Annotated in this window: 10 protein-coding genes; 2 read left to right on the top strand and 8 right to left on the bottom strand. The window is 65.4% G+C overall.

The annotated features are described in order from the left end of the window. Window positions 1-10: 10 nt before the first annotated feature. The 4 genes from ndk to HT579_11620 all read right to left on the bottom strand — a co-directional run bounded on the left by ndk (window position 11) and on the right by HT579_11620 (window position 3,878). Window positions 11-439: a nucleoside-diphosphate kinase gene (gene ndk / locus HT579_11635; GenBank protein ID QKS29500.1), complete on the bottom strand. Its 429-nt coding sequence runs from the start codon at window positions 437-439 to the stop codon at window positions 11-13. Window positions 440-802: 363 nt separating this feature from the next. Continuing rightward, window positions 803-2,086: a TRAP transporter large permease subunit gene (locus HT579_11630; GenBank protein QKS29499.1), complete on the bottom strand. Its 1,284-nt coding sequence runs from the start codon at window positions 2,084-2,086 to the stop codon at window positions 803-805. Beyond that, complete coding sequence (locus HT579_11625; GenBank protein QKS29498.1) at window positions 2,083-2,781, bottom strand: TRAP transporter small permease; 699 nt, start codon at window positions 2,779-2,781, stop codon at window positions 2,083-2,085. Before HT579_11625 ends, HT579_11630 begins: the two co-directional genes overlap by 4 nt. 83 nt (window positions 2,782-2,864) lie before the next feature. Beyond that, complete coding sequence (locus HT579_11620) at window positions 2,865-3,878, bottom strand: TRAP transporter substrate-binding protein (GenBank protein QKS29497.1); 1,014 nt, start codon at window positions 3,876-3,878, stop codon at window positions 2,865-2,867. A gap of 181 nt (window positions 3,879-4,059) precedes the next feature. On the opposite strand from HT579_11620, the gene HT579_11615 reads away from it, so the two are divergent. After that, window positions 4,060-6,051, top strand: coding sequence for a PAS domain S-box protein (locus HT579_11615; protein ID QKS29496.1), 1,992 nt, complete (start codon window positions 4,060-4,062; stop codon window positions 6,049-6,051). Next, complete coding sequence (locus HT579_11610; protein QKS29495.1) at window positions 6,048-6,647, top strand: response regulator transcription factor; 600 nt, start codon at window positions 6,048-6,050, stop codon at window positions 6,645-6,647. Before HT579_11615 ends, HT579_11610 begins: the two co-directional genes overlap by 4 nt. Before the next feature lie 61 nt (window positions 6,648-6,708). On the opposite strand, the gene scpB is transcribed toward HT579_11610, so the two are convergent. The 4 genes from scpB to HT579_11590 form a co-directional block, all read right to left on the bottom strand. Beyond that, window positions 6,709-7,488: a methylmalonyl-CoA decarboxylase gene (scpB, locus tag HT579_11605; GenBank protein ID QKS29494.1), complete on the bottom strand. Its 780-nt coding sequence runs from the start codon at window positions 7,486-7,488 to the stop codon at window positions 6,709-6,711. Window positions 7,489-7,523: 35 nt separating this feature from the next. After that, complete coding sequence (locus HT579_11600; protein ID QKS29493.1) at window positions 7,524-9,425, bottom strand: potassium transporter Kup; 1,902 nt, start codon at window positions 9,423-9,425, stop codon at window positions 7,524-7,526. 257 nt (window positions 9,426-9,682) lie between these two features. Further along, window positions 9,683-11,041, bottom strand: coding sequence for a tRNA lysidine(34) synthetase TilS (gene tilS / locus HT579_11595; GenBank protein ID QKS31619.1), 1,359 nt, complete (start codon window positions 11,039-11,041; stop codon window positions 9,683-9,685). A 106-nt stretch (window positions 11,042-11,147) separates the two neighbouring features. Next, complete coding sequence (locus tag HT579_11590) at window positions 11,148-12,116, bottom strand: acetyl-CoA carboxylase carboxyltransferase subunit alpha (protein QKS29492.1); 969 nt, start codon at window positions 12,114-12,116, stop codon at window positions 11,148-11,150. Window positions 12,117-12,291: the final 175 nt, after the last annotated feature.

The following is a 12,291-nucleotide window of genomic DNA, read 5'->3' as shown; positions in this document are numbered from 1 at the left end:
TCCGCAGAGGCTAGCGACCGGCGTAGACGCTCATCTCGGGAAAGAAGAACGCGATTTCGACCTTCGCCGTCTCCGGCCCGTCGGAGCCGTGCACAGCATTGGCGTCGATCGACTCGGCGAAGTCGGCGCGAATCGTTCCCGGCTCGGCCTTCTTCGGATCGGTCGCGCCCATCAGTTCACGGTTCTTGGCGATCGCATCGTCGCCCTCGAGCACCTGGATCATGACCGGGCCCGAGGTCATGAAATCAACCAGATCCTTGTAGAACGGACGCTCCTTGTGCACGGCGTAGAAGGCACCGGCCTCCTGCGGTGACAGCCAGGCCATCTTCGCCGCAATCAGCTTCAGCCCGTTGGTTTCGAAACGGGAATAGATTTTGCCGATGACGTTCTTCGCAACGGCGTCTGGCTTGATGATGGAAAGGGTGCGTTCGCTGGCCATGGATCACTCTCCGGATGGGGTGGAAGAAGAAAAACGACACGAAATCATATTGCTAGACACATAACTTGAGGATTATACCAAGACTCGGGCACGAATGCCGGCGGCGATGCAAATTGGGCCTCAATGAAGGCCGGCGGTTCCGGCCGGCAGCGGCCCCGCGCCGGCGACAGCGGCCTTGCCACGGCATCCCGAGCGCCGGTCCGGGCCTGCCCCGGTGAGACGGTACGGCAAGGAACCACGCCAGCCCCGCGCTGGCGCGCCCGCAACCCCCCCCACGCGCGCCTCGCGACCGCCACGGAAAACGGGGCGCACACGGTTTCCGCGCGCGCCCCGACGGAGCCAGCCTCGATCGGCGAACGCCTCCTACATCATGCCGAGCGTCTTCGGCAGCCAGAGCGACATGATCGGCACGTAGGTGACGACGACCAGGAAGACGAGCATCGACAGCAGCCACGGCCAGACGGCGACGGTCAGTTCGGTGATGCCCATCTTGGTGATGCCGGAAGCGACGTAGAGATTGAGCCCAACCGGCGGATGGCACATGCCGACCTCCATGTTCACCACCATCAGGATGCCGAAGTGCACCGGATCGATGCCCAGCTTGATCGCCACCGGGAACAGGATGGGCGCGAAGATCAGCACGATCGACGACGGTTCCATGAAGTTGCCGGCGAGGAGCAGGATGATGTTCACCGCCAGCAGGAAGGCGATCATTCCCAGTCCGTGCCCGAGCATCCAGTCCGCGAGCGCCTGCGGGATGTTCTCGTTGGTCATGATGAACGAGAAGAGGACGGCATTGGTGATGATGTAGAGCAGCATCGCCGACATGTTCGCCGAGTTGAGCAGCACCCTCGGCACGTCCTTCATCGTCAGATCCTTGTATACGAAGACGGCGACGACGAAGGCGTAGACCGCGCTCATCGCCGCTGCCTCGGTCGGCGTGAACATGCCGCTGTAGATGCCGCCCATGACGACGACGATCAGGAACAGGCCCCATGCCGACTCGCGGAACGACTTCAGGCGCTGCGCGAAGGAGGCCTTCGGCATGCGCGGGTAGTCGAACTTCCTTGCCCGGTACCAGGTGACGCCGCCCAGGGTCATCGCCAGCAGGATGCCCGGGATGACGCCGGCCATGAACAGCGCGCCGACCGAGGTGTTGGTCGCCACCGAGTACATGACCATGACGATCGACGGCGGAATCAGGATGCCGAGTGCACCCGAGGTGGTGATGACGCCGGCGCCGAAGCGGTTCGGGAAGCCCGCCCGGACCATCGCCGGCATCAGGATCGAGCCGATGGCGACGACCGTTGCCGGCGACGAGCCCGACACCGCGGCGAACAGTGCGCACGCCATCACCCCGGCAAGCCCGAGGCCACCGTACCAGTGGCCGACGACATCGGTCGCGAACTTGATCATCCGTCGCGCGACGCCGCCGTGTGTCAGGAAGTTGCCGGCGAGGATGAAGAACGGAATCGCCATGATCTCGAACTTCTCGATGCCGGTGAAGAGCTTCAGGGCGACCGATTCGAGCGGCACCTGGGTGAACATGAAGAGGAAGCTGAGTACCGTCAGGCCGAGCGAAATCGAGATCGGCATGCCGGTCAGCATCAGGACCAGCAGGATGACAAAGATGATGATGGCGTTCATTTCTTCTCTCCTCCCTGACCGGAGCGGTCTTCCGGATGGTGTTGCGGATACTTCAGGTCATGCGGGTGCAGGTTGTCCTCGAGCCGGAAGGTCTCGGCAACGTCGGGATTCTCCTCGAGGCCGTCGACGTGGCCATGATCGTGGTGCGGCAGTTCGCCGGTGCGGATGAAGCTCCAGGTCACCTGCAGGAAGCGGAAGCACATCAGCGACGAACCGAGCGGAATGGCACTGTAGACGATCCACGTCGGCCACTCGAGGTCGGGCGTCGTCGGCCCTTCGGGTACGTCACCGACGTCCCAGCCAAGCAAGGTGTAGGAGGCATAGTGGAAGCCGTTCTCCCAGACGAAGTGCGCCCCGAGCGTGCCGACGATGCCGGTGAACAGCGCACCGGCGAGCAGGCCGAAAATGACGAACTTGCCGCGCGTCTGCTCGTTCATGCGGTTGATCAGCACATCGACCCCGACGTGGATGCCGGTTCGCACGCCGTAGGCGGCGCCGAACTTCGCCATCCAGACGAACATGATGATGCACAGCTCCTGCGCCCAGCCGAAATTCAGCGACAGCAGCCAGTCCTGCAGGCCGGGAATCGACATTCCCGAGAGATAGCGATGCACGACCGACAGGAAGATGATCGTCGTTGCCGCCCCCATGAGGAAGGTGATCAGCCACTCCTCGAGGTGGTCCAGTAGCTTCATAGAGAATGTCTCCTCCGACTGCCTGAAAAAAGGCCCGCTGGGTCAGGCATCCCAACGGGCCGTTTCCCTCCTCCCGGCCGCGATCAGAACTTGGTCGGATCGAAGCCCGTCTCCTTGTAGACCGATTGCAGCAGATCCTTGCCGATGCGCGATTCCATCTTCACATGCACCGGTGCCAGCACCTTCTTGAAGGCGGTCTTCTCGTCGGCGGTCAGCGTGTACACCTGCGTCTTGCCGCTCTTCCTCACACCTTCCAGATCCTTGTCGTTCTGCTCCTTGGCGATCTTGTTGGCGTAGACGGTCGATTCCTTCATCGCCTGCTCGAGCTGGCCGCGAACGTCAGCCGGCAGACCCTCCCAGAACTTCTTGTTGGCGATCACCGCGTAGCCGAGATAGCCGTGATCGGTCAGCGCGAGATGTTTCTGCACTTCGTACATCTTCTGCGTGTAGAGGTTGGAGATCGGGTTCTCGGTGCCATCGACGACACCGGTCTGCAACGCCTGGTAGACCTCCGAGAAAGCCATCACCTGCGGCAGCGCGCTCAGCGCGCGGATCTGTTCCTCGAGCACCTTCGACGACTGGATGCGCAACTTCTTGCCCTTCAGGTCGGCCGGCATCTTGATCGGCGTGTTGGCCGAGAACGACTTGAAGCCGTTGTCCCAGAACGCCAGCCCGACGACTCCCTTCGGCTCGAGCTTCTTCAGCAGGCTCTGGCCAACCGGGCCCTGCGTCACCTTGTGCAGTTCCTCGTAGTTGTCGAAGATGTACGGCAGGTCGAACAGTTCGAATTCCTTGACGCCGAGCGGGCCGAACTTGGCCAGCGAGGGGGCGAGCATCTGCACCGCGCCGAGCTGCAGCGCCTCCATCTCTTCCTTGTCCTTGTACAGCGTCGAGTTGGCGTAGACCTCGACCTTGACCTTGCCCTTCGTCAGCTCGCCTGCCCGCTTGGCGAAGTACTCGGCGGCAAGTCCCTTCGGCGTATCGTGCGCCACGACGTGGCTGAACTTGATGACGATCGGCTGCTGGGCGACGGCGGTGAAAGGGGTCGCGGCCAGCGTGCAGGCAGCCAGACCGAAGAACAGCTTGGCAAGTCTCATGTCTTCTCCTCCTTGGGAATGATTTCGGATTGGTGACAACCGGTACTGCAGCGACGACTATCACAGAAAAGCATGCCGGCGAACATTGTGGAAATCCGCAATGCGCTGACGATGGTGACCGGGCGGCGCCCGCCGGCGGGCGCCGCCCGACCGCTGAGGAAGTTCGGTAAGATGTCCGCCGATGAGGCAGACACACCTTCCCTACCAGTACGACCGGCGCCGACCGCCGCCACTCAGATGGTCGACCTGGTATCTCTTCGCCCTGAAGCTGGCGACGGGACTGCTGCTGGTCCTGCTGATTGCCCTGCTCTGGCTGCTGCACCGCAACGAAATCGACGAACAGCGCTCGACTCTGATCGCCGATGTCCTCTGGCTCGAGCAGACGCTGCGCTTCCACCTCGAAGGGAACGCCGACCAGCTGCAGCAACTGGCGCTCGACCTGACGCGAGCGGCCAGTCCGGCAGAGTTGTTCGACCTGCGCGCCCGCCACCTCCTGAGGAACAGTCCCGAATTGCGACAGCTGCTGTGGCTTGACCGGGCCGCGAAGGTGGTGCACGGCATGCCGACCTTGACCCTGCCACGCGACGGGGACTCCGCGTTCGGCGACAACCCGGTCAGCCGCTCGCTCGAACTCGCCCGCCTCGGCAAGCCGATCTACAGCGATGCCTTCCGCACCATCGAGGCAGCCCAGTTCGAGGTCTATGTGCCGATCTTCGATGACGGCGTGTATCGCGGTGCACTGCTTGCGGTGTACTCGCTGAACGGGCTGCTGAAACACCAGATCCCGTGGTGGTTTGCCGAAAAGTATCAGGTACGGGCGGTGGATGGCAACGGCAGCCTGCTCGCCAGCAAGTCGCGCATCGACGCTTCGCCGACGACGCTGACGCACCCGATCAGCCTCGACCCGCCGGGCTATGGCATGGTTCTGCAGGTGACCGCCTACCGCAGCCCGGGCAATCTGGCGCAGACTCTGATCGCCACCCTGGTCATCGTCCTGGCGGCGGCGGTGTTCTGGAGCCTGTGGGCGGTGCGCGGGCTGATCCAGCGGCGGCTTTTGGCGGAACAGGCGCTGCGCTCGGAGTACGCCTTCCGCAAGGCGATGGAGGATTCGCTGATGGTCGGCATGCGGGCGCGTGATCTCGAGGGCCGCGTCACCTACGTCAATCCCTCGTTCCTGCGCATGGTCGGCTTCACGGCCGACGAGCTGATCGGCAGGGCACCACCGATGCCCTATTGGGCACCCGAGGAAATGGAACGGACGCTGCAGGTGCACAACAAGATCCTGCAGGGCGACGCGCCGCACGAGGGCTTCGAGATCCGCCTGATGCGCAAGGACGGCAGCCGCTTCGACGCGCTCATCTACGAAGCGCCGCTGATCGACGCGGACGGCCGGCAGAGCGGCTGGATGGGGTCGATCATCGACGTCACGGCGCGCAAGCAGGCCGAGGAAGTCGCCCGCCAGCAGCAGGAAAAGCTGCAGGTCACCGCCCGCCTGGTGACCATGGGCGAGATGGCCTCGACGCTGGCACACGAACTGAACCAGCCGCTGGCGGCGATCACCAGCTACAACGCCGGCTGCCTGAACAAGCTCGACTCCGGCAACTTCAGTCGGCAGCAGATCCGGGACGCACTCGGCAAGCTGGCGGTGCAGGCGCAACGCGCCGGCCAGATCATCCGGCGCGTGCATGATTTCGTGCGCAAGAGCGAACCGAAGCTCGCTCCCTGCGACCTCGCCGAGGTGATCGATGACAGCGTCGGATTCATCGAGGCGGCGGCGAGGAATCGCGGCGTGCGCATCGTGCGCGAGATCCAGGGCATGCGGCCGGAACTGCTGGCCGACCCGGTGATGCTCGAGCAGGTGCTGCTCAACCTGATGCGCAACGGCATCGAGGCAATGGCCGGGCTGCCGGCGGAGCGCCGGCGACTGACGATCAAGCTCGGCCAGTTCGACACGCAGATGGAAATCCGGGTCGTCGACCGCGGCCCCGGCATCCCGCCCGAACTGCTGGAGAAACTGTTCACCCCGCTCTTCTCGACCAAGGCCGACGGCATGGGAATGGGTCTCAACATCTGCCGCTCGATCATCGAGTTCCACCACGGCCGCCTGTGGGTCGAAGCCAACCCTGAAGGCGGTTCGATCTTCGTCATCACCCTGCCGATCAACCGACAATGACTCCCTGCGCCCATCTGATCGACGACGACGACGCCATCCGCGACTCGCTGGCCTGGCTGCTCGAGTCCTGCGGCGTCGCCTGCCTCAGCTACCCGTCGGCGGAGGACTTCCTCGCCGACTGGCTTCCTTCGTTCTCCGGCTGCATCCTGCTCGACATCCGCATGGGCGGCATGAGCGGGCCCGAACTCTTCGAGGTCCTCTGCGAGCGCGGCTGCCGCATGCCGGTGATCTTCCTCACCGGCCACGGTGACGTGCCGATGGCAGTGGCAGCGCTGAAGAAGGGAGCCTTCGACTTCGTCGAGAAGCCGTTCAACGACAACGAACTGGTCGACCGGGTCGTCGAGGCGCTGAAGCTCGACGCGACGCAGCGTCTCGCCGCCTCCGACGCCGACTCGCTCAGCGCCCGCCTCGGCCGTCTGACGACCCGCGAGCGCGAGGTCATGGAACTGGTCCTCGCCGGCAAGCTCAACAAGCTGATCGCCGACGAACTGCAGATCAGCATGCGCACGGTAGAGGTCCACCGCGCGAATCTCTTCGAGAAGATGGGCGTGCGCACCGCCGTCGAACTCGCGCAACTGCTCGCCGGCAAGCGCTGACGCTGGCGGTCTGCGCCGGCGCTGCAGGCCGTGGCGGCCGACAACCGGACCGGCGCGGAGGTCAGCGGCCGAGAAAGCGGGGCTTGCGCTTCTCGGCAAAGGCTGCCAGTCCCTCCTGATAATCGTGGCTGTCGTAGACCTCGCGCCGCAGCCCCTGGATTCTTTCGAACAACTCCGGCGTCACCGAGCGGGCGCTCGACAGGAGGCGCAGTTCCTCCTTCATGACCGCGATGCTCAGGGGTGAATTGGCGACGATCTTCTCGGCCAGGCTGTAAACGAAGGGCTCGATCTCGTCGGCCGGGCGTACGTAGTTCACCACGCCGAGGTTCAGTGCCTGCGCAACGGGAATCGGCTGGGCGGTGAACAGCATTTCCTTGGCCACCGGCAGCGGAATCATGTTCAACACGGTCAGCAGACCGCCGAGGTTGTAGGGAACACCGAGCTTGGCCGGCGTGATCGCGAAGCTTGCGTCCGGGGTCGCCACCAGAATGTCGCACGCCATCGCCACTTCGCAGGCACCACCCCAGACGCCGCCCTCGATGAGGGCCACAACCGGCGCCGGGTATTCCTGGATCGCCCGGATGAGAACCCGCAACGGGTCGCTCCAGCCGAGCGGATCGCGACCACCGGTGGGCAGCTCGCTGACATCGTGCCCGGCCGACCAGACCTTGCTGCCGGCGGGAGCGCGCAGCACGATCGCCCGCATCGCCTGCTCCCGGAAAGCGCCGAGCGCCGTCGTGATCTCGACGATCAGCGCCTCGCTGAGCGCGTTGCGCCGCGCCAGGTGATTCATGACGATGGTGCCGACCGCGTCCCGGGTTTCCGTAATGATCAGTGCCACAGCATCCCCCAAAGCGCCTGCCGAACAGGCGAGAATTACGACAACTCCACCTGTGCGCCGAGTTCGACGACCCTGTTCGGAGGAATCTTGAAGAAGGCTGTGGCGGTATCGGCATTGCGGAACATCCAGGTGAACAGGATCTGCCGCCAGTACGCCATCCGCGCACGCCCGGAGATCGGCATCGTGACAACCGTCTCGCGGCCCAGGAAGAACGAGGTTTCCATCATCTCGAACGGCAGTCCCAACGCACCGCATTCCTCCAGCACCTTGGGTACATCGGGATCGTCCTTGAAGCCGTAGCGGACAAAGACACGGTAGAAACCGGCGGGCAGCGGTTCGATGCGGATGTTCTGGTCCTCGACATGCGGCACGTCCTCGGTCACGACATTGAGCAGCACCACGCGCTCGTGCAGGACCTTGTTGTGATAGAGGTTGTGCAGCAATGCCCGCGGAACACCATGTGGCTCGGCAGTCATGAAGACCCCGGTACCGTCGACGCGATGTGGTCCGCCCGCGGCGAGGCTGCCGATGAAGGCGTTGAGCGGGACCGAATCCTTCTGCAAGCGTTCGTAGAGGAGCTTGCGACCCAGCCGCCAGGTCGACAGCAGCGCGAACACGGTGCAGCCGAGCGCCAGCGGGAACCAGCCGCCATCGAGGATCTTGATCACGTTGGCGGAGAAGAAAGCGAAGTCGATGATGATGAAGCAGACCAGGAAGAGCGCCGCGCGCGGCCAGTTCCATTGCCACAGCGCGCGCACGACGACGAAGGCGAGGACGGTGTCGATCATCATCGTCAGCGTGACAGCGATGCCGTAGGCCGACGCCAGGTTGGACGACGAACGGAAGCCCAGGACGACGATGATCACCGTCAGCAGGAGCAGCCAATTGATGTTCGGCACGTAAATCTGCCCCTTCTCGCGTTCCGAGGTGAACTTCACCTGGATGCGCGGACAGTAGCCGAGTTGCATCGCCTGGCTGGTGAGCGAGAAGGCGCCCGAAATCACTGCCTGCGAGGCGATCACGGTGGCCGTCGTGGCGAGGATGACGAGCGGGATGAGCAGCAGTTCGTCCGGGGCGAGCAGGAAGAAGGGACTCTCGATCGCCTTCGGGTCAGCGAGGATCAGCGCGCCCTGGCCGAGATAATTGAGGTAGAGCAGCGGAAAGACGAAGGCGAACCAGGCCCACTTGATCGCCCGCCGGCCGAAGTGTCCCATGTCGGCGTACAGCGCCTCGCCACCGGTGATCGCCAGCACCACCGAGCCGAGCGCCAGGAAGGCCATGCCGACATGCTCGATGCAGAACGACAGCGCGTACCAAGGGTTGATTGCGACCAGCACCGACGGATGTTGAACCACGTTCCAGAACCCGAGGACACCGAGCGTGGCAAACCAGAACATCATCACCGGACCGAACAGGGCGCCCACCGCGGCCGTGCCATGCCGTTGGAAGACGAACAGCACCACCAGAATGGTGATGGTGATCGGCAAGACGTAGGGCTTGAGCATCGGTGTCGCCACTTCCAGCCCCTCGACCGCCGACAGGACGGACATCGCCGGGGTGATCACCGCATCGCCGTAGAACAGCGCGGCGCCGAAGATCCCCAGCGCCGACACCAGCCAGAGAACCCGCGGCGCGGCGTTCGCCGTTCGCAGCGCCAGCGCCGTCAGCGCCATGATGCCGCCCTCGCCCTTGTTGTCGGCGCGCATGATGAACAGCACGTACTTCAGCGAGACGGTGATCGTCAGCGCCCAGAACACCAGCGACAGGATCCCGAGGACATTGGCCTGGGTGACCGCCAGCGGATGGTGGCCGCCGAACACCTCCTTCATCGTGTACAGCGGGCTGGTGCCGATGTCGCCAAAGACGACTCCCATCGCCGCCAGCGCGGTCGTCGCCAGTCCCGTCGTCTCGCCGTGCGGCGCGGCCTCTGCAGTCATGTGCCTCCCAGAAACAATGTCGTCAGGGCAAAACCCTTTCCCGGCTGGGCCTCCCCAGCCAGCCGGGTCATTCCCTGATCCGTTCCTCGTCCAGCCCGCGTGCGGGCCCGCTGTTGCGATGCAGCATCAGCGCTGATTATAGGGCGCCCGGCAACCCTCAGCAATGCTCTCTTGCCGACCTTCGGTGTCCACGGGATACCGTTCTGCCCCCAGCGCCGGTGCGCCGCTGCACCCGCAAGTCGACCGAGCGAGCCACCTCAACCGGGTTCCCGCGGCAATGCCAGCGCAACCGCGGGCGGACGCTCCTCCCGTCGCTGCACCGTGATGGCGATGCCGCCTTCCCCGGGCGCGCAGGCGAACGCGACGTCGACACCGAGGCCGGCCACCCAGGCGACGCGTTCGCCGCAGCACAGCAGTGGCAGACGCTCGCGCTCCCAGGGCGGCACCCCGGTTTCCTGCAACAGCTTGCGCAGGGCGCGGCGCGGCCGCCGCGGGTCGGGCTGCAGCTCTTCGCCGCCCATCCTCGTCCGCAGGCAGACGGCGGCGTCGCCGAGCAGCCGACGGCTGATGCCGGCGCCAACCGTCGCCACGAAGGACAGCCGATCGGCACCCCAGGCCAGTTCCGGCTCGCCGCGCCATGCCAGGGGCACGGCAGGGACCGGCCGCCGCCTGCCAACGATGTACAGCTCGCCGCGATAGACCCGCAGTTCGCCATCGACGGTGCCGACACAGGTCGCCGACGCCGCCTCGACGCTCGCCAGTTGTCGCAGCGCTTCGTCGAGCCAGCGGCTGTCAGGCGCCCGCAAGCCGGCGCCATGCAGCTCGTGACGCAACAGGTTGCGCGCCCGCGCGGCACTCAGGCGATTGAAGCGCGGCAGATCGATGCGGCCCTCCCTGCCGGCGACCAGCGAACGATCGATCACCGCAAGTTCATCGAGCAGTTGCGCCGCCTCGGCAAAGTGGCCGGCGGCGCGCGTCAGCGACTGCGCGGCGGCCGGAAACTGCTGCTCGATGCACGGCAGGACCGCGTGCCGCAGGTGGTTGCGGCGATGACGACGATCGGCGTTGCTCTCGTCCTCGACCCAGGTCAGCCCCTGCTCGGCCGCATGGGTTGCGATCGTCGCGCGCGGCACGCCGAGCAGCGGCCGGATCAGCCGCGGACCGGCAGCCAGTCTTCTCTCGGCGGGCATGCCGGCGGCGCCGCGCACGCCAGCGCCGCGCAAGAGCCGGAAGAGGACGGTCTCCGCCTGGTCGTCGCGATGGTGTGCGAGCGCCAGCCAGTCCGCCGGGCAGAGCGCGAAGACCTCCTGTCGTTGCCGCCGTGCCGCCGCCTCGAGCCCCTCGGCAGTGGCCAGCGACACCTGCACCCGCTCGACCGCCAGCGCCACGTCGAGCCGTTCGCAGAGCTGCCGGCAGAAGTCCGCCCAGGCGTCGGCATGCGGACTCAGACCGTGATGGACATGCACCGCCGACAGTTCGCAAGCCAGCCCCGCCGTGCGCAGAAGGCTAAGGCCGTGCAGCAGCACGACCGAGTCGAGACCACCGGAGAGCGCGACGCAGACGCGTCGGCGACGCGCCAGACGCGGCTCGAGAAAACGCCGGAGAATCGTCGCCAGCGCGGGTTCGGCCGTACCGCTCACCTGCCCTGACGGAGTCGATGAATCGTCTGCGCGACCGGTCGGCAACCTCGCCGGCTCCCCGAGAACTCTCCCGTGCGCCGGCTCAGCCGGGCTGCAGTTCCCTGACCGCTCCGTACGACAGGATTCGGTCAAGGCGTTGCCGCAGGAGTTCGGCCAACGGCACCCCCCGGAGCTGCTGCAGCGACGCGCGCAGGGCCTGCTGCAGGCTCGCCGCCATCGCCTCGTGGTCGCGGTGCGCGCCGCCGACGGGCTCGGCGACGATGCGGTCGACCAGCCCGAGCGATTGCAGCCGCTGCGCGGTGATGCCCATGATCTCGGCCGCCTCGCTCGCCTTCTCGGCACTCTTCCAGAGAATCGAGGCGCAGCCCTCGGGCGAGATCACCGAGTAGGTCGCGTACTGCAGCATCTGCAGGACATCACCAACACCGATCGCCAGCGCGCCACCCGAACCGCCTTCACCGATCACCGTGACGATGATCGGCACCTGCAGTTCGGCCATCACGTAGAGGTTGCGCCCGATTGCCTCCGACTGGCCGCGCTCCTCGGCGTCGATGCCGGGATAGGCACCGGGCGTGTCGATGAAGGTCAGCACCGGAATGCCGAACTTCTCGGCCAAGCGCATCAGGCGCAGCGCCTTGCGGTAACCTTCCGGCCGCGGCATGCCGAAGTTGCGGAACAGCTTCTCCTTGGTATCCCGCCCCTTCTGGTGACCGATGACCATCACCGACTCGCCGTCGAGCCGCGCCAGACCGCCGACGATCGCATGATCGTCGGCAAACGCCCGATCGCCGTGCAGTTCCTCGAAGTCGGTGAAGATCAGGTTGAGGTAGTCGAGCGTGTACGGACGCTGCGAATGGCGCGCCACCTGACAGACCTGCCACGGCGTCAGCCGCGAATAGATGTCACGGGTGAGGATGCGGCTCTTGTCTTCGAGGCGGCCGATCTCTTCCGAAATATCGACCGCCGACTTCTCCTGGGCGAAGCGCAGCGCTTCGATCTTGCTCTCCAGGTCGGCAACCGGTTGTTCAAAGTCGAGGAAGCTGGTTTTCATCGGGCCCCGCCGGGATGGCGCGTCAGTGGGTTGCGAAGCGCGCAATTGTAACCTGAAAGCCACTGGCCTCGCTGCCGGCGCAGGCGGCGGCGAGGCGCCGAATCGAAGCCCGGCGACGACCGGCGACCGATCCGGATGCGATCGCCGGCGCGCCATCCCAAGCCACGTCAGCAGC

Source organism: Candidatus Accumulibacter similis, from assembly GCA_013347225.1.
Classification (GTDB): domain Bacteria; phylum Pseudomonadota; class Gammaproteobacteria; order Burkholderiales; family Rhodocyclaceae; genus Accumulibacter; species Accumulibacter similis.
Note: the sequence above shows the minus strand (reverse complement) of the source record. Positions and strands in the feature narration are given on the sequence as shown.